Source organism: Candidatus Magnetaquiglobus sp., assembly GCF_058402785.1.
The window spans coordinates 56,581-81,901 of record NZ_JBZVFG010000002.1; the positions used below are offsets into that span (position 1 = coordinate 56,581).

Here is a 25,321-nt window from a genome sequence, read left to right on the forward strand (position 1 = left end):
CGTTGCCCGCAGCGAAAACCAGGCTGTCATCCTCGTCCACCGCGACGCTCGAAACGGCCAACACCCCTGTCGGCGCGTCGTTGACCGCGTTCACGACGATCTCCAGCGAATTGAAGGCGCTCATCACGCCACCGATGCCATATTCCCCGCCATCGTCCGCGCTGATCTCCAGGATATCATGGCCGTTGTAGTCGCTCTCCCCCTGATACCCCAAACCATTCAATGCGGCATCGACCAAAGAGATCGCTCCCTTGAAACTCAAATAAGCATCACCAACCCCATCCCCCGTGATAAAGAAAAGCCCTTCGGTTTGCGCCAGGGTCAGCGTGCCGTGTCTCACCTGCACGCTGACGGTCAAGGAGTCGGCCTCGGCATCGTCGAGAACGATCCCAACGATGTTGAGCACACGATCTTCGTCCGCGCTCTGGGAGCCCGGCAGAATGATAAAGGGGGCGGTATTGACCGGTTGAGGTGGCTCTGATTGGCTCTCAACCGTCTTCTCGACGGGCTGCTCCGGAACTGCGGGGGGCAAGGCGATCACCACCTGAGGGATCGATGGTTCCGGTGCCGGTTGGTACGCCACGGGAGGAGCCAACGAGGCGACCGTTTGCGCCGCCGGAGGTTTGTCCGCGGCTGGGGCGGAGGCGGCTGGGGCTGGGGCGGAGGCGGCTGGGGTGGGAGTGTTGGCGACGACGGGCGGACTCTCCGACCCAACGGATGCCTGGGCAACATCTCCAGGGGCCGCAACGGCTGCCACGGTCTTCGCCGCCGCCGGCTCACCCCCTCCTCCGAGGGCGGCATTCACAATCGCGCCAAGAGCCTGATCGCCCCCGGCGGCCACCTGTTCCTTGAATGACTCGGAAGTCGCCTGGCTCGGATCGGCCATGGCCATGATCAACTGCTGCTCGGCACTCACCGGAACGGTGCTGGCAGCGGCCAGCGTGGTTGCCGCCGCCTGGGCCGCCTGGGCCGCCTGGACCGCCGAGGCCGCATCCCCGCCCTGGCTCAAGGCCTGGTTCAGCGCATGGGCGAACGCCTCCGCGCCCCCACCGCCGCTGGCCTGGGCGATGGCCGTGGTGGCGCTGGATCCCCCGGCGGCCAGAGCCGCCATCAGTTGATCCGCGGCACTGACCGGCACGCTGGCGCTTTGTGCCAGGGCAGTGGAGGCGTTGCCGGCGCTCTGGGCGTTCTGCATGGCGGCGGTCACCGGCGCTCCCTGGGAAAGCGCCTGGGTGAGCGCGGAGAGAAACGCTTGGTTCCCCTGTCCGCCGGAAGGGTTGAGCGCATTGAGGGTATTCTGCGCCTCGGCGCCATTGGCCAGGGCCATGGCCAAACGATCCGCCGCCGAAATCGGCACGCTCTGCTGGCTCTCCAGGTGGGCAAATGCGCTCTGAACCTGCTGGAGCACGAACGCGGCCTTAAGCGGATCCGAGCCCGACACCAAAGCCTTGGTGAACCCATCCGCCGTGGCCGATTGCCCTTCTCCCTGGGAAACCCCAGCCTCGCGCAGCACCTTCTGGGTATCCTGGCCGCTCGCCAGGGCCTGGGCCAACCGCATGGCCGGCGACACCTCGACATGGGATTCGGCCTGGAGGCGCGCGTGTTGCTCGGCGATCTGACCCGCCTGGGTCAAGGCGGCGCGCGGATCGAGTCCGCGTGCCATAGCGTCCTGATAGGCCTTCAAGAAGAGCGCCGCCTGCTCCTCGCTCATGCCGGCCAGCATGGTCTCCAGCAACCGACTGTCCGAAACCGGCTCCCTGGCCTCCTGCTCGCGCGATTCGGCCTCCTGGGCAAGCGCCGCCTTCTGCAACTCTTTGGCCTGCTTGAGCGCCACGCTCAGCGGCTGCCCGTTCTGCAACGCCTGGATCAGGGCGCTCTGGAACGACTCGGTCTGCCCACCCTTTTCTGCCGCCGCGTTCAACTGTCCGACACCCTGACCGCTCGCCAGGGCGCTCTCCAGGGATTGGGCCGCGTGGGCATCCGCCTGCTGCACCGTTTGAACCAGATTCCGGGCGCCGGACGCCACCTCCTGGGCCGCCTGCTCTGGAGAATCCCCACGTCCCAACCCGGCCAGGAGATTCCCCATCAGGGTCTCGCCAACCGCCTTGACCTGTTCGGGGGAGAGTCCCTGCTGGCCCAGGATGTCGTGCAGGGAGTTCCGGGCCGCGCCGAGCGCCTCCCCATCCCCGGTCGCCATGAGCATCGCCAACGCCGAAAGCTGCTTTGCCAACGTCGCCGAAAGGGTCGTATCCGCCATGCCGCTTCTCCGATCAAGCCTGAAGCAGAAAAATCACCCAACGCCCATCACTGCCCGAGCAACGCCACCAGCGTGGATGATGCGAACATCAGGCCGAGGCTCGTTTCTTTTCGATCAAGGCCACGATGGCGTTGATGGTTCGAAAATTATCAAAATCCAGGTCACGGTTGTCCACCTTCACCCCAAACTCCTTCTCCAGAAAAAGCACCAGGTGCATGGCGAACAGCGAGGTGACCAGTCCCGTGGCGAAGAGATCCTCGTCGTCGGCCACATCCGCATCGCGAATGAATTTTTCCAGAAATTCCCGAATTTTGGCAATCGTATCCATGTTTCACCACCATCTTTCAGACAAGAATCGCGATCAAGGGAGATCCCGGCTCACAACACCGGGTAGTTGTAGAAGCCGCGTCCGTTCTTGCGGCCATGCAATCCGGCATCGACCATCTTTTTCAACAACGGACAGGGCCGGAACTTGGAGTCGTTGAAGCTCTCGTAAAGCACGTCCAACGAATAGAGAATCGTATCCAGGCCGATCAGATCCGCGGTTTCCAGAGGCCCCATCTTGTGGCCGAAACAGCTCTTGAAGATCCGGTCCACCTCCTCGGCCTTGGCCACCCCCTCCTGGACCAGGAACACCGCCTCGTTGACGGTGAGCATCAACACCCGGTTGGAGACGAAACCTGGCGAGTCGTTGACCACCACGCAACTCTTGCCCATTTTTTTCAAGAAGGACTTCGAGAATTCGATGGTCTCCTCCGAGGTGTGGAAGCCGCGAATCACCTCGACCAAGGGTTTCATCGGCACAGGATTCATGAAGTGCATGCCGATCACCCGGTCCGGACGTCGGGTCACCGAGGCGATGCGGGTGATGGAGATGGCCGAGGTGTTGGCCGCGAAGACGCACGAAGGTTTGCAGATGGCGTCGATGCGGCGGTAGACCTCCTCCTTGACCGGCCATTTCTCCACCACGTTCTCGACCAGGTAGTCCACGCCGGCCAATTTTTCCGGCTCGGTGGTGAAGGTGATCCGACCCAGCACCTCCTCGGGTGTCGGACCGTTCTTCTCCTTGGCGAAGAACCCCTGAAAGCGCACGTTGTTGCCGATCTCGATACGGGCGCGCTCCAGGACCGCCTCCGCGATATCGACCAGCACCACATCCATGCCACACTGGGCCAGGTTCTGGGCCACGCCCACGCCCATCACCCCCGCGCCCACCACGCCTGCCGTTTGAATGTCCATCGTCATCTTCGATCCGCGTTCATGAAGATTGATTGTTCCGTCACGCCGCCCGACCCCCGTTACGTCCGGGATTCCGCGCCACGTTCCCCTCTACGCCATCCCGGTCAGCCGCATCCGCACATACTCCGGAAACGGCGGAATCCGGGTCAAATCGTTCTCCAACAGGGTCACCCCGCGTGCGTCCTCGCCGGTCTCTCTGAAACCCGCGAATTTGTAGGTGATGTACATCATGCGGTTGCGATCCGTGGGCACGAACTCGGCCAACAGACGCACCCCGTGTTTGCTGGCCTGCTGACGGATCAGAGAGATCAGGATCGACCCCACGCCACGCGCCATCACCCGGCAGGACATCAACAACAGCTTGATCACCCAGGTGTCGGCGCTGGTCTCCATGAGCACCAGCCCGATCTTGCCGTAGGTGCCGTATTTGTCATCCAACCCGGCGATCCACAGGCGATGGTCCGGCGATTGGCTGAAGGCGCGCAACTCCTCATAACCGTAGGTATAGCCGGTGGCGTTGAGCTGATTGGTGCGTACCGTCAACTCCTCGGCGCGCTTGAGATCCTCCTCCACCGCCGGCGCGACGGTCACCACCATCTCGAGGGTGGCCAGGAACGACTCCTTGGGACCGCTGAACTCCGCCTCCCGTTCGTTGCGCAGCTGGTCGCTGCGATACATCGCCCTGCGCTTGCGCGAATCGTCGGTGATGAACCGGGGCATCATGGCCGGCAGATCCGGGATCCCATCCACGTCCGCGGCATCGATGCACAACACCTCCGGATGGGCGAAACGCACCTCGTCGCGCTCGAAGGGTTGATCGTCCACGAAGGCGAAGGTGTTGATGCCGATGTTCAGGGTCTTGGCGATCCGTTCGATCGAGTCGGCCTTGGAGTCCCAATGGATCTGAGGATAGAGAAAAAAATCTTTCAGCCCGAACGTTTCAAGCCGCGCCAGGGCGGCATCCGCATCGTTGCGGCTGGCGATGGATTGCAGGATGCCGCGCTCGTCCAGGATCCGGATCACCCTCACCACGTTCTCGCGCAGCACCAGTTGGTCGTTTTCGGACAGAATCCCCTCCCAGAGCGTGTTGTCCAGATCCCAGACCACGCACTTGATCTTGTGTTCCTTGGCCATGACTCAACTCCGCGCGCCCTTGCGCGACCGGGCGCGCTGATCCCGGACGTGATCCAGATGGCCGAACTTGGCGATGATGGTCTGTTGGATCTGATTGCTCCCCTCGATGATCTCCATGATCTTGGCATCGCGGAAATGACGTTGCACCGGATACTCCGGACCACAGCCGTTGGCGCCGTGGATCTGCACCGCGTCCGAGGCGATGCGGGCGGCCATGGTCGAGGCGAAATACTTGGCGGTGGAGGTGGCCATGATCGAGCGGGGGTCGCGGGCATCCTTCATGCTCCCGGCCTCGACGCAGAGCAGACGGGCCGCCTCGATGTGGGTGATCATGTCGGTGAGCATGCGTTGGATGAGCGGGTGTTCGCGCAGATGGACGCCGAACTGCTTGCGTTCGCTGGTGTAATCCAGACAGGCCTCCAGACACCCCCGCGCCAGTCCCACGCAGCCGCACCCCACGCAGAACCGCCCGTGATCGAGTGCCGCGCCCGCCACATGGGTGAAACCGAAACCCGGACGACCCACCATGTTCCCTTCCGGCACCACGCATCCATCCAGGATCAACTCGGCCAGCATCGCGGCGCGAAAACCCAACAGTCCCGAGAGCGGCGCACGCGAAAAACCCGGTCGATCCTTCTCCACCAGAAAGGCCACCGGCTTGTTGTCCAGTTGTCCGAACACCAGGAACAGATCCGCGATCTGACCGCAGGAGATCCACTTCTTGCGACCATCCAACCGATAGGTGCCGTCCTCCAGACGGGTCACCACGGTTTCGACGTTCTTGGCGTCACTGCCGATGTTGGGTTCGGTCAGGGCAAAGGCGCCCAGAGTCGCGCCCGAGGCCAGACGCGGGAGCCAGTTTTGTTGCTGCTCGTCGCTCCCCCAGATCGTCAGAGCCTGACACACCATGCCATGCACGGTCAACAGGCTCAACAACGACGCGCTGCCGCGTCCGATCTCTTCACAAAGCAGGCCGAAGGTGGCGCTGTCGTAACCGCCTCCCCCCAATCTGGTCGGAATGGTCGCGCCCAGATACCCCCGTTCCGCCAGGGCACGAACGATCCCCTCGGGAAGACGCTCGTCGCGATCCCACGGATCCGCGAAAGGGACGATCGCCTCGTCCACGAAGTTCCTGAAACCCTCTTGGGCGCTCAACTGCTCCGGAGTCCACGTCATGGTCGCACCTTGTTTGTCATGATCCGTCATCGCCATCCGACCCACATCCCGCAGGCCGCCTTTAATTGGCGGTGTCCGACTCCCTGCACCCCAGACAGGAGATCCCCACATGGAAGATGCATTCGTCGTCCTTGCGATAGGTATCGAAATAGTAGACCTGCTTGCCGTCCCTGCCCTCGCGGTGACGGACGATCTGCATGAAATAATCCTGGCTGATGATCTCGCCGTTCTGGTAGTGATGGCGGGCATTTTTCTTCTTGTCCATGGCCAGCGCCCCGCCGTATCGCAAATAGGAGACCATGCTGTCCGGATCCGTGGACTTGGCATAACGCATCGCCTCCACGAGCAGCATCACCGAGTCATACGCCTGGGCCGCGGTGGTGTAGGAGGCGAGTTTCTTTTGGAATTTCTGCCTGTATTCCTTGATGAACAGCTTGTTGTCCGACTCGTCCTCGTCGAAGATCCCCACCACCACCGAGCCGTAGACCGGGGAAAACCCGTTGACATCCATTTCCAGAAACTTCGGATCGTTCTGCGAAACCCCCAGCACCACCGGCATGTCGAGCTTGAAGGCTCGCAACATCTTGATGAACGGGATCGCCTCGCGGGTGGAGCCGGAAAAAAAGATCGCATCGAGTCGCTTGACCTGATGTTTGGTCAGAAGGCGGGTCACGATGGGAAAATAGTCTTTTTGTTCTGGATAGATGGACTGATAGAAAGCCACCACCGCGTCATCCAGGTGGTTGATGTGTTTGTTGAGGAGCGCGGCCAGTTCTTCGCCGGTGGAGCTGCGCACGTAGACGATGCCGACATTCTTGCACCCCGCCTCCTCGCACACCTTGGCCATCACCTGGGCCTGGGCGTTGTTGTTGGCGATGTTGCGGAAGGTGTACTTGAAATTGTGCTGGGTGAGCTTGGTGGTGGTGGTGGTGGGCCAGAGATTGATGATGCGATACTTCTCGAACACCGCCGACGCGATGATGGCGTTCTCGCCGCCACCGCCCGCAGCCAGGATCGTGGCCACGAAGTTCTGGTCGGCGATATCCTTGGCATAGTCCCACATGTCGTTCGGATTGGAGGTGGTGGGCAGATCCACCTCCACCGCCTCGAGCTTGCGCCCCTTGAACACCCCCTTGGGATGGGCGTTGATTTGATCGACCGCCATGAGAATGCCGTTGGTGAAGGCCTCGCGCTTGTTGGCGGTGTAGTAGCCGTAACCGATGCGGATCGGCCCCAGATCCTCGGTGGGTTTGGCCGGAGTCGCCCCGCCCTTGACCTTCTCGACCAGCGGGCGCAATACCTCCAGGGTCTTGTCCGGGGCGAGGAAATAGAGTTGCGCCGCTCCGAACAGCAGCACCAGGCCGATCAAGATGAACAGATGCGAACGTTTCATGGCTTTAAGGATTCACACCCGTGTCAATTGCCGCCCAGGATCAACGGCAGACCATCCTTGCCGGCACCCACGACCACCACCTTGGCGTTGTTGGACTCGGCCAACTTCTCGGTGGCCTGGATTCCCAACCACTTGAGAATCTCGGGATCCTTGAGCGATTCTCCCACCTTTTTCTGATACTCGTAGATACCCTGAGCCTCGTGACGTTTGCGTTCCACCTCCTTCAACTCCTTGTCGAGGCGGTAGACATAGGCCTGCATCTGTTGCTCGTGGACCAGCTTCTCCTCGATGGCGCGCTGGATCGGCTCCGGCAGAGTGACCGAACGGATGATCACGTCGTCGATGATCACGAATTTCTGGCTGGCCGGCTCCAGGGCTTCGCCGATGATCTCCTGCAACATCCCCTTGCGGGTGGTGTAGATCGCCTCCGGGGAGTACCCACCGATGGCGCGCCGCAAGGCGGCCTCCACCTCCGGGATCACCACCGAATCGATGTAGCCCGGTCCCACCCGCTGATGCAGGTAGCCGAGCATGCTCTGTTCCGGCTTGAAACGGATCGACATCTTCAAGGTGACCGGCAAACCCACCGAGGTGAGCACCGTGAAATCGCGCACCAGGGCCTGCAACCGCAGATCATAGGGGGTGAGTTTGTCCCACGGCCAGATCACGTACAATCCTTCGGTGAAAACGTTGTCCACCACGGTTCCGCCAAAGAACCGCTTGTACATCACCCCGCCCTCGCCCGCCTGGATGGTGATCACCATGCGTGGCCACAAGAAAATAAAGATGATAATGAATATTAAAGAATAAACTGCCAGCGTCATGCCAGCATTGCGCACCCCATCGCGGACACGGGCCCAATAGGCGGACAATTTGGTCATCATCCGAGTCGTCTCACATGAAAAGACCTCTTGCCCCGCCAAAACAGGGCGGAACAAGAGGTCGGTCAAATCAACAAAGGCGCCGCTTCGTGGAAGGTCTAAAGGCTTGCCATAGAACGAGAAATCAGCAAAAATCCGCAACAGTCAACGAACGTTCGATCATTCCCCGGGCCGTACCAACCCGCCCAAAGCGCCTCCAGAATCAGGCCGCGTTCTGCTCGGCGCGCATCTCTTCGGCCACCTTCTTGCCAGCCTCGAACTCCTCGCGGAAATAAGCACGGGTTTTGGCTGGATCAAAATTAAAGAAGTTGCCGCCCGATTCGAAGTGTTGGATGAACACCCGACCCACGGCATAGGTGGAAGCGGCGCCGAAGATGGCCATGCTGGTCATGCCGAGCCAGCTGCCGATACCGGGAAAGGCCTTGAGCATGGTGGCCACGCCCATGCCACCGGCCACCGGCAGGGTACCGCCCAGAAGCGACATGAGCAGTTTTTTGCCGATATCCTCGGTGAACTTGAGATCGTAGAGTTTGGCCAACTTGTAGAGCAGGCGAGTCTGGATGCCGATCAGGATGCCGACATCGACGGTCGGAACCGGGACGAGTCCGGTGCCCAACGAAGCGAACATGTAGTTTTTGGTCATGTTCTGGGCCTCTTTCAGGCGGGCTTCGATCTCCGCGTCGGTTTTGGCAACCGGGGCCGGGGCGGCTTCGGTCTCGACAACGGTTTCGGTTTCGGTTTCGGTGACGGTTTCGGTTTCGCTCATTTGAATAGACTCCTTTGAGTGGCTGGACGGGGCTACGTCCGGTCGTTCCGGATCCTGGCCGGCTTCTGGATTGTTGGGACTGGGTGGAATTGGACCGGCATACCCATCGGCAACCGGAACAGACATGACAGGGATCGACTCCACCGGCTGCGCTGCGGATTCATGCTCCCGCGCCTCGGACAGGGATGGAGATGCCGAGGCGGTTGAATCGGAAAGTTGCGTGTCGGTGCGATGATCTGAATCAGGGGCGATCTCCTCCGAGGTGGAGACTTCCGCCTGGGCTGCCAGAAAATTGGCATACCTGCGACCTCTTTTTAAGACCATTGTATTATAACCTCAGCAGAATATAAAGATCAAAATAACAAACCGCTTTTTAATCATAGCTTAGTATCAGCTGACCAAGCGAAAATGTCAAAGAAAAACTCAAATATCGTCAAAAAAATTTGCCTCTCTCCACATGTCGGCTATACTCGTGCGGAATAGGACTGCCATCAACCGGCACGATGGGGGGAGATCCCCCTCACCCCCGACCGCGGACCTCCCTGACGGGAGTTCCACGGGAAACCGGCCCCCTCACCCCCGACCGCGGACCTCCCTGACGGGAGTTCCACGGGAACCAGAAATCAGACGCAAGACGGTTCTTTCCCATCATGAAAAAAGAAGAGATCCTCAAGATCCTTGCCCTCACCCCCATGCAGGAAGGGATGCTTTTCCACGCCCTGCACGACCAGGACTCCAACCCCTATTTCGAGCAGTGCCGTTTCCGATTGCGGGGCGACCTCGATCCAGCCCGATTCGAGACCGCCTGGAACCAGGTTCTGGCCCGCCACGATATCCTGCGCGCCCGCTTCGTCCACAAAAGCGTCGCCCAACCGCGTCAGGTGATTCTCAAGACGCAAAAACTCGAGTTCCTGCTCAAGGACCTGACCCCGCTCGCCCCCGAAGCGCGGGAGCAAACCATTCGCGACCACATGGAAGCCGACTGGCGGCGCGGCTTCGATCTCACCCGTGACGGCCTGATGCGCATGGCCCTCTTCCGCCTGGACGCGGACAGCTTCGAGGTGCTGCACAGCTTTCATCACATCATCCTCGACGGCTGGAGCGTCGGCATCCTCCACGAGGAGGCCCTGGCCCTCTATGCCGGACTGCTCACCGGCCAGCCGCCACGCCTGCCGGCGCCGGTCTCCTTCGCCCGCTATCTCGACTGGCTGGAACGGGTCGATCAGGCCGCCTCGGCCCGGTTCTGGAAAATGCGGCTCACCGGCTACACGGGTCGCGTCGCCCTGCCCGACTGTCACCCCGCGCCCGATGCCCCCTTCGATCCCGAGGAGCGCCACTACGCCCTGCCCGCCGAACGGTTCACACACCTCAAACAGTTGGCCGCCCGCTGCCGGGTAACCCTGAACACCGTGATCCAGACCGCCTGGGGGACGATGCTGGCCCTGCATAACCATACCAGAGACGTGGTTTTCATCGCAACGGTTTCGGGACGCCCGCCGGAGATCCCCAACGTGGAGCGGATGGTGGGGCTGTTCATCAACGCCGTACCGGTCCGGGTACGCGGAGCCGCCACCTTGCCTTTCAAGAATCTGCTGCGGCAGGTGGGCGACGACGGCCTGGCCAGCCAGGAGCACCACCACCACTCCCTGGCCGAAATCCAGGCCGCCACCCCCCTGCGCGACGCTCCCCTCGACCACATCCTGGTCTTCGAGAACTACGCCGCCGCCGAACTGTCCCACTTCGCCCTCGACGATGGCCGGGGTGGTCAACTCGTGGTGGAGGGATACAAACAGAGCGACCACTCCAACTATCCGCTCACCGTGCAGTTCGTCCCCGGCGAAAGCCTGGGAATCACCATGATCCTCAACCGTGCCGCCATTGCCCCGGCGCGGGTGGACCGCCTGGTGACGGAGCTGTGGGCGATCCTGGAGCAGGTGAGCGCGGATGAAACCATCCCCTTTGGCGCCATCGCCCTGCCGGGAGTGCCCACCCTGGATGCCGCCCCCGCCGCGCCCCCCGAAACCAACGCGCCGCCAGCCGATCCCCACGCCATCACCCTGGCGATCGCCGCCACCTTCACCGCCGAGCCGCTCGCCCCGCACATCCGCTGGTGGGGTCGGGCCTTCGGCCTGCCCATCGAACCCCGCTTCGCCGGTTACAACCAGGTATTCCAGGAGCTGCTCGACCCCCGTTCTCTGCTCTCCACCCATGCCGGACCCGCGCTGCTCCTGGTCCGTTTCGAGGACTGGATCCGCGATCTGACCGGCAGTGGCCTCGACGCCTGTCGCACCCATCTCGACGGCTATTTCGACCGTTTGCTCGGCGCGTTGAATGGACGCGTCAATCCGGCTCCGCTTTGGATCGGGCTGTTGCCACGTGCATCCGCCCTCCCGGAGATGCCCGAAGCGCTCTCCCTGATCGCCGGGCTGCACGACCGTCTGCGCGCCTGGATCGCCACGCATCCCACCCTGAAACCGCTCCCCCTCGACGAAACCCTGGCCACGCGGGAGGCCATCGCCGAAATCTTCGATCCAAGCCAGGAACGGATCGGACACATCCCCTTCACGGACGAACACCTGGCCACCATGGGCGCGGCCATCGCCCGGCGGGTGCATGCCCTCAAGGCGCCCCCCTTCAAGGTGATCGTGCTCGACTGCGACAACACCTTGTGGCAGGGAATCTGCGGCGAGGGCGGCAGCGCCGGGGTGGTGGTCACCCCTGGGCACGCCGCCTTGCAGCGTTTCATGCTCGACCGGTTGGACGAAGGGTTCCTGCTCGCCTTGAACAGCAAAAACAACCCGGAGGATGTCTGGGAGGTGTTCGCCAACCACCCGGAGATGGTGTTGAAGCGCGAACACATCGTGACCGAGCGCATCAATTGGCGTCCCAAGTCCGAAAACCTGCGCGCCATGGCCAGGGAACTGAATCTGGGAAGCGACAGTTTCCTTTTCCTGGATGACTCCGGGGTGGAGTGCGCGGAGATGATGCGCAACGCCCCGGAGGTGTTGACCCTGCGTCTGCCGGAGAATCCCGACGACCTGCCGCTGTTCCTGAGCCTGATCTGGGCCTTCGACCGCCACCAGGTGACCGCCGAGGATCAGAAGCGGGCGGCCATGTACATGGAGGAGGTGAAGCGCCGCCAGCATCAGGAGCAGACCGGCTCGCTGGAGGATTTCCTCAAGACCCTGGAGATCAAGGTCTATCTGGAGCCGATCCGCCCGGAACATCTGGCGCGGGTGTCGCAACTGACCCAGCGCACCAATCAGTTCAACCTGAGCACCATCCGCCGAAGCGAAACCGAGATCGCCGCCCTGCTGGAGCAGCCGGCATGGTCCGGATGGTGCGTGCATGTGACCGACCGGTTCGGGGATTACGGTCTGGTGGGGGTGGTGCTGGCCGAACGGCGGGCGGGGTGCCTGCATCTCGACACGTTTTTGTTGAGCTGCCGGGTGCTCGGTCGCGGGGTGGAACGGGCGATTCTTTCCGCGCTGCGCCATCACGGCCTGGAACGGGGGCTCGACACCCTGGAAGCGGCGTTCCGTCCCAGCGCCAAGAACGCGCCGGTACGCGAATTCCTGTCCACCGACTCCCTGTTGCACCCCCTCCGGGAGAGCCCCGAGGGGGTCGTTTTCGGCGCGCCTCTGGCGAATCTGCCGGAAACCCCGACCCATGCCACCCTGTTTCTCGCCGCCCCGCCGCCCCAGGCGCCCGCCGCCCCGAAACCGGCCTCCGCGCCAACCGGCCAACCGGCCCCCGCATCCGTGGCGCACCCCACCACCCGCACCACCGGACGGCCAGTCCGGACGCTCGACTGGGATCCCGGCACCCCCCCCGAGAACCGGTTGAAACACCAGGCCCACTACCTGCCCTTGATCCATGCGACCGGCGAGAAGAAACAGGCCCTGCCGGTGGACGAACCGATCCGGCGCGAACGGCTCACCGTCCCCTTCGCCCCGCCGCGCGGCGCCGAGGAGCGGGCGATGGCGAAGCTCTGGGAGGAGATCCTGGGAACCGGAAATCCCGGACGCCACGACTCCTTCTTCGCGCTGGGCGGACACAGCCTCAAGGCGGTACGCCTGGTGGCGCGCCTCCAGAAGCAGTTCAACGTCGCGGTAAGCCTCGCCGAAATCTTCGCCCACCCGACCATCGCCGCGCTCACCGCCCTGATCCGCCGCCGCGCGGCAACCAACCTCGACCCGATCCCGATCTTGCCCGAGCAGCCCGATTACCCGGTCTCCCCGGCGCAGTTGCGGCTGTGGATCCTCCAGCAGATGGAAAGCGCGGCCATTGCCTACAACACCACCTCGTGGTTCGATTTCCGGGGTCCCCTGGATGGGGAGATCCTGACCGAGGCGCTGGATGCGGTGGCCAGGCGTCACGAAACCCTGCGCACCACCTTTGTCCAGGGTGCCGAGGGTGAAGAGCCGTTCGTCCTGCCCAGGCAGAAGATCCACCCCGAACCCCTGACCCGACTGATGCGGGTGGAGCTTTCCGACCGCCCGGATCCCGAGGCCGCGGCCCGCGCCCTGGCCCTGGAGGAGGCACGAACCCCGTTCGATCTGGCGACCGGTCCGCTCTACCGGATCAGGTTGTTGCGGCTCGCCCCGGAGCGGCATCTGCTGCTTCTGAACATGCACCACATCATCAGCGACGGCTGGTCGCTGGAGATCCTGCAAAACGAGACCATCACCCTGTATTCGGCGCGGCTGGCCGGACAATCCGCCGCCCTGCCCCCCTTGCCGATCCACTACAAGGAGTTCGCCGCCCACCAGAACGCCCGGCTCGCCGGCTCCGAGGCCGAGGCCGCCCGCCGTTACTGGCTGAAAAAAATCGAAACAACCGAACCGCCGCTCCATCTGCCCACCGATTTTCCCCGTCCACCGGTGCAGACCTTCCAAGGGCGCATCCACATCCACGACTTCGCCCCGGAACAACGCGCACGACTCCTGCAACTCGGCGCCACCCATCAGGCGACCCTGTTCATGGTGCTCACCGCCCTGGTCAAGGGGCTCATCTGGCGCCACGCCGGCGTCCGCGACCCGCGGGCGGTGATCGTCGGCACCCCGGTGGCCGGTCGCGACCGCCCGGAACTGGAAGAGCAGATCGGCCTCTATCTCAACACCCTGGCCCTGCACGACACCATCGATCCGGCGGAAGGATTCTCGACCCTGCTGGGCAAGGTGCGAACCAGCGTCACCGAAGCCTTCACCCACCAGTTCTACCCCTTCGACCGGCTGATCGAGGAGCTGAACCCGGAACGGGACATGAGCCGCTCGCCGCTTTTCGACATCATGGTGGTGATGCAGGATGCGATGCCCGAACGACCGCAACCCGACGGGTTGACCATCTCGGCCTATGAGGTCGATGCCCAGATCAGTCGCTTCGATCTGGTGTTCGATCTCTTCGAGCGCGACGACGCCCTGCGCCTGGCCGTGACCTACAACACCGATCTGTTCCGCCCAGGACGCATCGAACGGCTGGTGGGACAGTTGAACGAAATGATCCGCCAGGTCGCGGCCCACCCGGAGATGCCCATCGGACGTGTGCCGATCCTGCCCGAGGCGGAACGCAAGCTGCTCGATTCGTTCAACCAGCGCACCGCTCCCTGCCCGCGCACCACCCTGGTCGAGCTGTTCGCCGCCCAGGTGGCCACCACCCCCGAAGCGATCGCCATCGTGGAGGAGAACGGCACCTGCATCGCTTATCGAATGCTGGATGCCTGGAGCGACCGGATCGCCGCCCAGCTTCTGGCCGAGGGGCTGGCCGGCGAAGAGATCGTCCCGCTGCTGGTCGATCGCCGCGCCGCCTTTTACGCCGGCCTGCTGGGGATCATGAAGGCCGGAGGGGCGGTGCTGCCGATCGATATGTCCACCCCTGGCACCCGGCTCGACTTCATGCTCCAAGACTGTGGCGCGCGGCGTCTGCTGGTCGAACGGTCGTTCGAGAATCCGCCTCTGCCCCTGCTCGCGGTCGAGTCGTCGCGAAACGGGGAACCGGTTGCCGTGGCCCGTCCACCACTCGCCCCGAACAACCTGGCTTACGTGATCTACACCTCGGGCTCCACCGGCCAACCCAAGGGGGTTCTGGTGGAACATGGCGGCTTCGTCAACATGACCCTGGCGCAGATTCGCGCCTTCGAGGTGGTGGCCGGAGATCGGGTGGCGCAGTTCGCCTCCCCCTCCTTTGACGCCAGCCTCTCCGAGATCTTCATGGCCCTGTTATCCGGCGCCGCCCTGGTGCCGGTGTGCCTGGCCACCATCCACGACCCGGAACGGTTGCTGAACCATTTCCAGACCACCGGCGTGAATGTGGCCACCCTGCCGCCGGTTTATCTGCATTCGCTGTGCGCCGGAGGGGATCCACCCGCGATCCTGGCTCTCAAGACCCTGATCACCGCCGGAGAACCGCCCATCCTGGAAGATGCCCTGCGACTGGCGGGACGGATGAACTATTTCAATGCCTATGGACCCACCGAGACCTCGGTGTGCGCCAGCATGCAGCGCGTGTTCCCGGATCCGGCGCGCTATCCGCACGGGCAGATCCCGATCGGCCCGCCGCTGGAGAACCTGACGATCCATCTGGTGGATGGCTCCGGCGAGTTGGTGCCGGTCGGGGTGCCGGGGGAGATCCGGGTGGCCGGAATCGGAGTGGCGCGGGGGTATCTGAACCGCCCGGAACTGACCGCCGAACGATTCGGCATCCAAGACGGCCAAACGGTCGAAAAAAATTATGCCACCGGCGATCTCGGACGCTGGCTGGAGGATGGCGCCCTGGAACTGCTCGGCAGGGGCGACGATCAGGTGAAGATCCGCGGCAACCGGGTCGAGCCGGGAGAGGTGGTGCATCAGTTGCTGCAACACCCGCTGGTCGAAGAGGCCGCCGTACTGGTGGAGCGGAATGGCGACGGCAACGCCGAACTGGTGGCCTTCGTGACCCCGGCGACGCTCGCCGCCGAAAGTCCACGCGCCTGGCTGGAGCCGCGCCTGCCCGCCTACATGATCCCGAACCGCTGGGTCACCCTGGAAAAACTCCCCCTTTCGATCAACGGCAAGGTGGATCGGCAGGCGTTGCGTCGCCTGGCGCGGGAGGCGTGCCGGGAGTCCGGCGTCATCACCCCGCCCGCGACGCCTCTGGAGCTGCGCATCGCCGGCGTGTGGCAGAGGATTCTCGGACGGGAGCGCATCGGCATCACGGAGGATTTCTTCACCTTGGGTGGCGATTCGATCAAGGCCATTCAGGTGGTGGCGGCCCTGCGCGATCTTGGCGTCGAGACCAAGGATCTGTTCCTCTATCCCAGCATCGCCGCACTGGCCCGCGCCATCGGAAATCGCGCGCCCACGCCGACGACAGACCCGGCCAGCGAAAGACCGGTCACGGGCGTTCTCCCCCTGACCGCGATCCAGGCGTGGTTCTTTCAGGACTATCCGATCGATCACCACCACTTCAACCACGGGGAGTATCTCTTTTTCGACGCCCCCCTGGACGAACGGGCGCTTCTGGCGTCGCTGACCGCCGTGCAGCGCCATCACGACATGCTGCGCGCCTGCTTCCGGGTCGATGACGGAAGGGTCGTCCAGATGATTCAGGATGTCGATCTCCCGGTCGATTTCGAACCGATCGATCTGCGCGGAATGGATGGGGTCGAGGCGCGGGTGGATCAATTGACAAAGGCGCTGCAAAGTGGCATTAATTTGTCGAGCGGGCCGCTGTTCAAAACGCGTCTGTTCCGGCTGGATGGGGAGGAGCGTCTGCTTTTCGTCATTCACCATCTGATTATTGACGCCGTTTCCTGGCGATTCCTGCTCGACGACATCCTGCGCGGCTACGAGCAGGTGGTGACCGGCCAGGCGATCGTGTTGCCGCCCAAGGGTGGATCGTTCCAAAAGTGGGCGTTCGGGATTGACGAATACAGCCGAAGCGCGGCGCTGTTGGCCGAATTGAACCATTGGCGGGCGGTGGACGAACTCCCCACCCCACCCATTCCGGGCTTCATCGAACCGGATCCGACGCGTGGGGTGGAAATCGTGGACGACAACATCACCCTGACGGTCGATCAAACCGAGGCGTTGCTGGCGGTGACCCGGCGTGCCGGGGCGGAGTTCCGGATGATCGACGTACTGCTCGCCTCTTTGGCATACTCTTTGCGTAAATTAACACAAACCACGCGGACCCCCATCATGCTCGAAAGCCATGGCCGGGAACCGCTGGTCGCGGGTCTGGATATCAGCCGTACCGTGGGGTGGTTCACCAGCGTCTTTCCGTTCGTCCCAAGCTGCGAGGCCGGGACATCGCCCTTGGATCTGTGTCGGAACCAACGCGAGGCGTTGGCGAAAATCCCGCATCAGGGCATCGGTTACGGAATTCTGCGCTACCTGACCCCTGGCGTGACCCTTTCCCAAAAACCCCGGATCAGCTTCAACTTCCTGGGGGAGTACCGTCTGGATGGCGGCGCGCTGACCGAAAAGATACGCGGCGATCTGGCGCCCCATCGTGCCAGCGATCGGGCCTCGGCCCTGTATGACCTGATGTTCAATGCCATCGTGGAGGGTGGTCAATTGCAGATTTTCGTGGCCCATGACGTCCGCGCCTTCCCGCCCGCGACCATCCGGGCACTGCTCGACCCGATGCGATCCTTTTTGCTCAACCTTGTCCAATCAACCCATGCCGGGCTTGCCCCTCTTTCATAAATAATCATAAGGTGTCGTGACGATGAAAAAGATATGGCTCAATGAAAAATTCAGCGCCCTGGCCGCGATCGGTTTGGGTCTGACCAGCGCGGCATGCGGCGGCGGCGGGGGCGGCGGCGGCGACGGCAGCAACACCTCCCTGGCGCTCAATCCCGCCTTCACGACCGGCACCTTCACCGACGCCCCGGTCGATGGCCTGATCTACAAGACCTACACGGTCAACAGCCAGGGCGCCTACATCGAAACCAACGCCTCCACCACGAAGAAAACCAGCAATGGTGGACAATTCCAATACAATGCCGCCTCCGACACCCGCATCCGCTTCTTCGTGGACAACCTGAGCCTCGGTGAAAGCGCCATCGGCACCCAGATCACCCCCCTGGATCTCGCGGCAGACTCCACCACCGCGCTGGCGAACGTGCAGGATCCGGACAGCACGGATCGCGTCATCAAGATCCTGCGCCTTCTGCAAACCCTGGATAGCGACAAGGATCCTTCCAACGGCATCACCCTGACCGCCGGGGCGCTGACCAATGTCGGCTCCATCGACACCCTGAACGTCGATACCGCCCTGACCACGCCGGTCAGCGTGGCCAATGCCACCAAGCACTTCATGACCGAACTCAAGAAGCTCGATGCCAGCGGCAAGCCGATCAGACAAACCCAATTCACCCGCCTGGCCCAAAGACTGAACCTCACCGTCGATGGCAAGACCGGCACGCAGATGTGGAACGATCTGTGGCCCCAAAGCCGTATCGACGCCCTGGATGCGGCCATCAAGGCCAAACTCAAAACCATGACCGAAAGCGGCAACGGCACCACCCACGGCACCCTGCCGGGCGTGGTGATCAAGGTCACCTTGCCGAACGACACCACCCAAACGGGCACGGTCTATGCCAGCGGTTACGCCGACCTGGGGGCGAGCACATCGTCGATCTCCACCAACGACACCAAGATGACCGACACCCATCATTTCCGTCTCGGCAGCATCACCAAGACCCTGACCGGCTTGACGGCCATGGATCTGGTGGCCGACTATGGCTACAACACCGCCACCAAAAACATCACCACCGCCACCCTGGGTGACCTGTTGGGCGCGCTCACGGTCGATACCACGGCCAAAACCCTGGGCGCCTACAACGCAGCCACCTTCAAGGCCGCCGTGGACCCCAACAACAAGCTCTCCGACGCCAAACTGGCCCTTTTCAAGGAGATCACCGTCTACCAACTGCTGACCCACCTGAGCGGTCTCAAACAGACCTCTTCCCAACAGATGGAAGACAAGCTGGGCTATTATGACTACAGCAACGTCTGGGCCCTGCAAGGCTATCTCGACAGCGAACTGACCACCAAGGGAACCCCGTTCACCGCTCAGGATCTGATCAACATCAGCTACGACCTGGGCGTCGAGGAACCGGGCAAGGGGTGGCACTACTCCAACGCCAACTACGTCCTGCTGGGCATGGTCATCGAGAAACTCTCACCCGCCGGAACCAAATGGCAGGATGCGGTCAAGGCCAAGTTCGGCCCTGCGGGCACGACGCAAGCCCTGGCGAATCTGGATGACTTCGATGGCACGACCATTCCTCCCAACCTGCCGGGCGGCAACACCGTCGGCGCCACGGGCTACATCGACTGGTACAGCAACTTCGCCGGCGCCTGCAAAACCGTGGACGCCAAGTGCGAACAGAACACCAGATACTCGGTCAAGATCCATCCCAGCTTCTACGGCGCGGCGGGCGGCATGACCGGCACGGTCCACGATCTCTTCACCTGGGCGAAATATCTGGGCAGCAAGTACGAGGATCCGACCCATCCGATCGGCATGGTGACCCAGACCTATTTCAAGGTGATCCCGAACGTGTTGCAGATGGGACCGGCGGTCTTCAAGAACCTGGACCGCAAGCTGGTGGGCCATCCGGGTCAGGTGCAGGGGTATGACTGCTATGTGGGCTATCGCTACAACGTCAAGGAACCGATCGCCGCGTGCGCCAACACCACCATCAACGATGGCGGCAAGATCCAGGCCCTGCTGCTCAACTCGGTGATGGACATGATCGACGGAAAAACCGCGCTGTAGCTTGACATGATGGGGGAAGCCCCCTCACCCCCCGACCTTGGACCTCCCTGACGGGAGTTCCAAGGTAACTTGCCAAAAAAGGGAAGTGCATGTCCATCCCCATCGGACAACTCCCGGCACCCCTGCCCCATGACCACACCCCAACCGTATCGTCCCTCCCCCGGCAAATCCTTGCCGGGGGATTTTTTTGTTGACAGAAGGCGAACGTACAATCATTCTTCCGCGAGGATCCCGCCTTATATATCCTTCCAGCAGCGAGCGCACGCCATGTCATACAACGTCCTGGGCATCTCCGCCCACTATCACAACGCCGCGGTCTGCTTGTTGCGGGATGGAAATCTTGTCGCCGCCGCCGAGGAGGAGCGCTTCTCGCGCATCAAGCACGACCCCTCGATGCCCAAGGGAGCCACCCGTTTCTGCCTGAGCCAGGCCGGCCTCACCATGGCCGACATCGATTGCGTGGCCTACTACGAACTGCCCGAAAAGAAACTCGGACGTCAGCTCTGGATGGGGCTGCCCGGCTGCGATCGCCGCTCCGACGAGTTGGCCCGCATGGATCCGAAACGGCCCGAACGGGAGATCCGCACCATTCTGGGCTTCGACGGTCCCATCGAATGGGTCGAGCACCATCTGGCCCACGCCGCCAGCGCCTTCCACTTCTCCGGCTTCGAGGAGGCGGCGGTCCTCACCGTGGATGGGGTCGGCGAATGGGCCACCACCAGCTATGGCCACGGCGCGGGCCAATCCCTGACCCTGTTCGAACAGGTGGAGTTCCCCAACTCGATCGGCCTTTTGTACAGCACCCTCACCAGCTATCTCGGCTTCAAGGTCAATGGCGGCGAATACAAGGTGATGGGACTGGCCCCCTACGGCAAGCCGGTGCATGTGGATGCCATCCGCGCGATGATTCTGCCGGGCGAGGGCGGCCAGTATCGCCTGGATCTGTCCTATTTCGATTTCCTGAAATCCGACCGCATGTATTCGGACAAACTGATCGAAACCCTCGGCGCCCCACCACGCGCGCCGGAATCGGACATGGACCCGTTCCACATGGATATCGCCCACAGCCTCCAGGTGGTGTTGAACGAGATCATGATCGCCAAGGCGACCTGGCTGCACGAACGGGTTCCGTCGGAAAACCTCTGCATGGCCGGAGGGGTCGCTCTGAACTGCGTGGCCAACGGTCAGGTGTTGACCCGGGGGCCGTTCAAGAACCTCTTCGTGCAACCGGCCTCCAACGACGCCGGCGGCGCCCTGGGCGCGGCGGCCATCGCCCACGTCCGTCGCTGCGAGGATCCTTTGCCCCGTGCCCGACTGCGCGATGTCTTTCTCGGCCCCGCCTATTCCAACGACGAGATCGCCCGCATGCTCGCCACCACCCCGTTGGAATACGAGGATTTCCGTGGCCGCTCCGAGGAACTGTTCGACCGGGTGGCCGAGGCGATGGACAACGGCAAGGTGATCGGCTGGTTCCAGGGGCGCATGGAGTTCGGACCCCGCGCCCTGGGTGGCCGTTCCATCCTGGCCGATCCGCGCAGCCCACTGATGCGCGACCACATCAACGCCCTGGTGAAAAAACGCGAGGCGTTCCGTCCCTTCGCGCCGTCGGTGCTCGAGGAGCGGATGGGAGATCACTTCCAGTTGCAATCCACCTCGCCGTTCATGTTGCAGACCTGCCCGGTCCACTCCACCCTCGACCTTCCGGCCATCACCCATGTGGACAACTCCGCGCGGGTCCAGACCGTCCATGCCGAAGAAAATCCACGCTACCATGCGTTGTTGAGCGCCTTCCACCGGCGCACCGGTTGCCCCCTGGTCTTGAACACCTCGTTCAACATGCGCAGCGAACCGATCGTCTGTTCGCCGAAGAACGCCCTCTCCTGTTTCGTGCGCGCCGGGATCGACCTGTTGGTGCTGGAGGATTTCCTCATCGACAAGAACACCATTCCGTCTTACTGGAAACAGGCGCTCGAGATCGTCGAAGGAAATCAGGCCGCCTCGGCCATCACCCATCGGGTCTATACGTTCTTTTAACCGTTGCCCTCACGCTCGCGGAGAGGTTGGGGGCATGCCCCCAATCTCACGGCCCCCTTCCATTCCACTGCATCTGGCCACCATGACCACACCGCCGCCCGACTCCGCCAAACTCCTGGCCAATCAACTCGCCACCCGACTCATGCAGGTGGCGGATCTGCCCCGTCTGCTCGACACCATGCGTCAGCTCGGATTTTTCAACGGACGCCTGGATCTGCCCGCCGAACAGGCCAGCCCCCCACCCGAACCGACGATCGGGGATGGCAGCCAGCCCATCGGCATCTGGGAACCGGTCGTGGTGAATGGCAAACGTCACTACCGACGCGGCGAAGTCGATCCATTCACCGCTTCGCGCTGGGCGGCGACCGAAACCATTCCGGCCAAGAGCGACAAAAAGCGGATCGTCTATCTGGGGGAATCGGTGGCGCGCGGCTTCTTCTTCGAACCGCACTTCACCCCGGCTCTCGCCCTGGAGGCGATGCTGGCCGGCGAGGAGAGCGCAACCGGCCACGAAGTGATCGATCTGGCCTGCAACGGCCTGTTCATGCCGGCCCTTCTCAAGCTCGCCCACGATGCGCTGGCCCTGGAACCGGATCTGTTCATCGTCTTCGCGGGCAACAACCTGCTCGAACCCAATGCCCTGTGGCAGGAGATGGGCCCCAACATGGCCCATGCGCTGCGCCGTGGCGAAGGGATGGCCGGGATCAACCGGGTGATCGAGACTTGGCTGGGGCAACGGGTGCGGGGAACGCTCGACCAGTTGGTGAAGCTGGCCGAATCCCAGGGGGTGCCGGTGCTGTTGGTGATTCCGGAGTTCAATCTGGTGGATTTTGCCTCGGATTCGGTGTCCGGCGCGCCGCTGATGCGCACCCCGGAGGCCCATACCCTGTGGCAACAGGTGTGGGACGAGGCACAAACGCGCCTGCAACAGCAAGATTGGATCGCGGGCGAGACGATCGCCGCGCGACTGCGGGAGCTTGATGACGGCACCACGGCGCATGCCTGGAACCTCACCGCCCGCTGTCAGATGGCGCATGGCGATGTTCACGGCGCGCGCGCCAGTCTGGAGCAGGCCCGCGACGCCATGCTCTGGAGCTGGCCGCTTCTGACCCCGCGCCGTCCGCATGTGGTGCGGGAGGCCATGCTGACCGAACGGGAGCGGATCGCCCCCCAGGTGACGTTGATCGATCTGGCGGAGCGGTTCACCGTCTGGCGGGATGGGGCGCTGCCGGATCGGGAGATCTTTTTCGACTACTGCCACCTGAGCTTCGAGGGGATCTCCATGGTGTCCGCGGAGATGGCGCGGGGGGTGCGGAAGATCCTGGATGGGGTCGATGCCGACTGGACAACCCTGGTGGCGCGCGCGCCGCGTCCGGATGCGACCATCGTCAGTCGTGCCCATCTGTTCGCCGCCCTGCACAACGCCTCGTGGGGTCAGTCACGGGAGATCGTGCGTCATCACGCCGAAAAGGCCGCCCAAAGCCCCGAGACGTTGAAACTGGCCACCCTCATGGGGGATCTGGCCTGTCGCTGTCTGCCGGGCGCGTTGTGCGACATCTTCCCGGACGTGTTGGCCCTCGACGATCCTCTGGCGGTGTTCCGCATGGCCGACATGGGCGAACGGCGCCACGATCTGGTGATCGAGGCGTTGAGCCTGGCCTTCACCAAACACGATCCCCAGCTGGCCGGACAACTCCAGGAGCGGTTGATCGCCAACCACGGCATGGGTGCCGGACCGGTGGATCTGCTCGAACCCTACCGGCACATCAACAACTGGTGCCAACCGGGTGGGGAGTGGCATAAATCATCCAGTTTCTTCACCAGCCATACCGAAGAGAGCGAATTCGTGCTCTATCTGGGCGCGGTCTCCGCTCCGCTCCAGCTCACCCTGACCTGCCGCATGGCCGAGGGGATCGCCATGGGCGCCACCGTGGAGATCACCCTCAACGGCATCCATATGGCCCACACCCCAGTGCTCTCGGCCTGGACCACCCGGCACATCGCGCTGCCGGTCGAACACCTGCGTCCCGGCAAGAACTTCATCACCGTGATCTGGCCGTTCCCGCCCGCCGTGCCCACCAACTGGAACCAGCTCGCCGACCGCCTCGAATCGGGTCTGCGCCCCTCGCTGTTTCAACCCTGGGGAGAGATCCATACGCTGGCGGTGGCATGAATGGACAAACTTTCCCCAACCCAAGTCGCTAAAACAGCCTATTCTCACCAGGGGTGTTCTTTACCTCTCCTGACAAGGGATCAGCATGCGTATTGACCGACTGATCGTTCAGAGTTTCAAGGGGTTCGCCTACGGGGATTTTTCCTTTCACCCCCAGTTCAATCGGATCGTCGGCAAGAATGGCAGCGGACAACTCTGACAACACAGGTGTGCAATCGATACGCAATCCATCCGATACGGCTTGCATGTCATCACCCCTATCATGGACAATTCCCGACCCATGGCAAAAAAAAGATTCAATCCCCTCGCAAAAAGGTCTATCATGGAATATAAATAGGCAAGGGAACACTTGATCATGCAACCCCTTCCCACAAACCGACCACCCGCCCCAGCCCCCAAACGAGCGGTAACCACGCAATGAACGAATGGCGAGAGCAACTCAAGAATCACGTCAACACACTGGCAAAGCTCGAAAGATTCATCAATGTCACCCCCGCGGAACGGGAAGCCATTCTCGCCCACAAACACACCCGCTGGGGGACCACCCCCTATTTCGCCAGCCTGATGGACAAGGATGACCCCGACTGCCCGATCCGCAAGCAGGTGATCCCCTCCATGCTCGAGTTCCAGAACGAGTTGGGCATGGAAGGCTATCTGGTCTGGAAAGAGAACCGAAGCACCGAGGAAAAACGTCCTGATTCGATCGCCCGCCAGTATCGCGACCGGGTGGCCTTCGCGGTGACCCAAACCTGCGGCATCTACTGTCGCCACTGCTTCCGGCGCGAGGTGACCATCGACAAGGTGCTCAAACTGCGCCTGGACGTGGACGAGGGACTCAACTGGATCGCCGACCACCCGGAGGTCCGCGACGTGCTGATCACCGGCGGCGATCCCCTGCTGCTCAACGACGACGAGATCGAATACATCCTCCACCGACTGCGGGAGATCCCGCACATCGAGATGATCCGCTTCGGTTCGCGCCTGCCGGTGGTGCTGCCGCAACGCATCAATGCCTCGCTGATGCAAAAATTGTCCGGATATCACAAGGTTCCCATCTGGGTCAACACCCAGATCAACCACCCGCGCGAAATCACTGAACTCACCGCCCGTGCGGTCTATGACCTGACCACCTGCGGGATCAACGTCGGCAATCAGGCGGTGCTGCTCAAGGGGATCAACGACACGGTGCCGGTTTTCCGCGAGCTGCATCAAAAGCTCTTGAGCATCCGCGTGCGTCCCTATTATCTTTTCTATTGCGAGGCGGCACCAGGCATCGATCACTTCCGCACCCCGCTGGAAAAAGGCTCGGAACTGATCCGCGATGCCCTGCGCGGTCACACCACCGGACTGGCCCAGCCGCTCTACGTGATCGCCACCAACATCGGCAAGATCTCCCTTCTGACCAACGATGCGATCGTGGACAAGAACGAAACCCGCTATCTGCTCAAGAACCACGACGGACGCTTCACCGAGATGCCGGTGATCCCGGAGTGACGGACCC

13 protein-coding genes are annotated in these 25,321 nt (G+C 62.6%); 5 read left to right on the top strand and 8 right to left on the bottom strand.

The window, feature by feature from the left end; all coding sequences use genetic code 11:
- The 8 genes from ACV4UY_RS01065 to ACV4UY_RS01100 form a co-directional block, all read right to left on the bottom strand.
- Positions 1-2,257: hypothetical protein (locus ACV4UY_RS01065; protein WP_491605818.1), on the bottom strand; the 2,257-nt coding region annotated here is incomplete at its 3' end.
- Positions 2,258-2,345: 88 nt separating this feature from the next.
- On the bottom strand, positions 2,346-2,585 hold the full coding sequence (locus ACV4UY_RS01070) for an acyl carrier protein (protein WP_491605819.1): 240 nt from the start codon (positions 2,583-2,585) through the stop codon (positions 2,346-2,348).
- A 50-nt stretch (positions 2,586-2,635) separates the two neighbouring features.
- A complete protein-coding gene (locus ACV4UY_RS01075) occupies positions 2,636-3,496 on the bottom strand; it encodes a 3-hydroxyacyl-CoA dehydrogenase family protein (RefSeq protein ID WP_491605820.1) in 861 nt (286 codons plus the stop codon).
- Positions 3,497-3,586: 90 nt separating this feature from the next.
- Complete coding sequence (locus ACV4UY_RS01080; RefSeq protein WP_491605821.1) at positions 3,587-4,630, bottom strand: HAD-IIIC family phosphatase; 1,044 nt, start codon at positions 4,628-4,630, stop codon at positions 3,587-3,589.
- Between the two features lie 3 nt (positions 4,631-4,633).
- Positions 4,634-5,806, bottom strand: a complete 1,173-nt coding sequence (locus tag ACV4UY_RS01085) for an acyl-CoA dehydrogenase family protein (RefSeq protein ID WP_491605822.1) — start codon at positions 5,804-5,806, stop codon at positions 4,634-4,636.
- Between the two features lie 61 nt (positions 5,807-5,867).
- Complete coding sequence (locus tag ACV4UY_RS01090) at positions 5,868-7,199, bottom strand: ABC transporter substrate-binding protein (RefSeq protein WP_491605823.1); 1,332 nt, start codon at positions 7,197-7,199, stop codon at positions 5,868-5,870.
- A gap of 23 nt (positions 7,200-7,222) precedes the next feature.
- Complete coding sequence (locus tag ACV4UY_RS01095) at positions 7,223-7,963, bottom strand: prohibitin family protein (RefSeq protein WP_491605824.1); 741 nt, start codon at positions 7,961-7,963, stop codon at positions 7,223-7,225.
- Positions 7,964-8,282: 319 nt separating this feature from the next.
- Positions 8,283-8,846, bottom strand: coding sequence for a YcjF family protein (locus ACV4UY_RS01100; protein WP_491605825.1), 564 nt, complete (start codon positions 8,844-8,846; stop codon positions 8,283-8,285).
- Between the two features lie 650 nt (positions 8,847-9,496).
- Here ACV4UY_RS01100 and ACV4UY_RS01105 point away from each other — a divergent pair.
- From ACV4UY_RS01105 to ACV4UY_RS01125, 5 genes are all read left to right on the top strand, one after another.
- A complete protein-coding gene (locus ACV4UY_RS01105) occupies positions 9,497-17,533 on the top strand; it encodes an amino acid adenylation domain-containing protein (RefSeq protein WP_491605826.1) in 8,037 nt (2,678 codons plus the stop codon).
- A 22-nt stretch (positions 17,534-17,555) separates the two neighbouring features.
- Entirely contained in the window at positions 17,556-19,613 is a 2,058-nt protein-coding gene (locus ACV4UY_RS01110) for a serine hydrolase domain-containing protein (protein WP_491605827.1), read from the top strand.
- 267 nt (positions 19,614-19,880) lie between these two features.
- Positions 19,881-21,647, top strand: coding sequence for a carbamoyltransferase family protein (locus ACV4UY_RS01115; RefSeq protein ID WP_491605828.1), 1,767 nt, complete (start codon positions 19,881-19,883; stop codon positions 21,645-21,647).
- A 34-nt stretch (positions 21,648-21,681) separates the two neighbouring features.
- Positions 21,682-23,820 (top strand): SGNH/GDSL hydrolase family protein, encoded by a 2,139-nt coding sequence (locus ACV4UY_RS01120; RefSeq protein ID WP_491605829.1) that lies wholly within the window; start codon positions 21,682-21,684, stop codon positions 23,818-23,820.
- A 417-nt stretch (positions 23,821-24,237) separates the two neighbouring features.
- Positions 24,238-25,314: a KamA family radical SAM protein gene (locus tag ACV4UY_RS01125; protein WP_491605830.1), complete on the top strand. Its 1,077-nt coding sequence runs from the start codon at positions 24,238-24,240 to the stop codon at positions 25,312-25,314.
- Positions 25,315-25,321 lie beyond the last annotated feature (7 nt).

Excerpts from the sequence above, each read along its gene's own strand:
- ACV4UY_RS01070 (WP_491605819.1), bottom strand. The coding sequence starts at position 2,585 with ATGGATACGATTGCCAAAATTCGGGAATTTCTGGAAAAATTCATTCGC.
- ACV4UY_RS01075 (WP_491605820.1), bottom strand. The coding sequence starts at position 3,496 with ATGGACATTCAAACGGCAGGCGTGGTGGGCGCGGGGGTGATGGGCGTG.
- ACV4UY_RS01080 (WP_491605821.1), bottom strand. The coding sequence starts at position 4,630 with ATGGCCAAGGAACACAAGATCAAGTGCGTGGTCTGGGATCTGGACAAC.
- ACV4UY_RS01085 (WP_491605822.1), bottom strand. The coding sequence starts at position 5,806 with ATGACGTGGACTCCGGAGCAGTTGAGCGCCCAAGAGGGTTTCAGGAAC.
- ACV4UY_RS01090 (WP_491605823.1), bottom strand. The coding sequence starts at position 7,199 with ATGAAACGTTCGCATCTGTTCATCTTGATCGGCCTGGTGCTGCTGTTC.
- ACV4UY_RS01095 (WP_491605824.1), bottom strand. The coding sequence starts at position 7,963 with ATGGTGATCACCATCCAGGCGGGCGAGGGCGGGGTGATGTACAAGCGG.
- ACV4UY_RS01100 (WP_491605825.1), bottom strand. The coding sequence starts at position 8,846 with ATGAGCGAAACCGAAACCGTCACCGAAACCGAAACCGAAACCGTTGTC.
- ACV4UY_RS01105 (WP_491605826.1), top strand. The coding sequence starts at position 9,497 with ATGAAAAAAGAAGAGATCCTCAAGATCCTTGCCCTCACCCCCATGCAG.
- ACV4UY_RS01110 (WP_491605827.1), top strand. The coding sequence starts at position 17,556 with ATGAAAAAGATATGGCTCAATGAAAAATTCAGCGCCCTGGCCGCGATC.
- ACV4UY_RS01115 (WP_491605828.1), top strand. The coding sequence starts at position 19,881 with ATGTCATACAACGTCCTGGGCATCTCCGCCCACTATCACAACGCCGCG.
- ACV4UY_RS01120 (WP_491605829.1), top strand. The coding sequence starts at position 21,682 with ATGCCCCCAATCTCACGGCCCCCTTCCATTCCACTGCATCTGGCCACC.
- ACV4UY_RS01125 (WP_491605830.1), top strand. The coding sequence starts at position 24,238 with ATGAACGAATGGCGAGAGCAACTCAAGAATCACGTCAACACACTGGCA.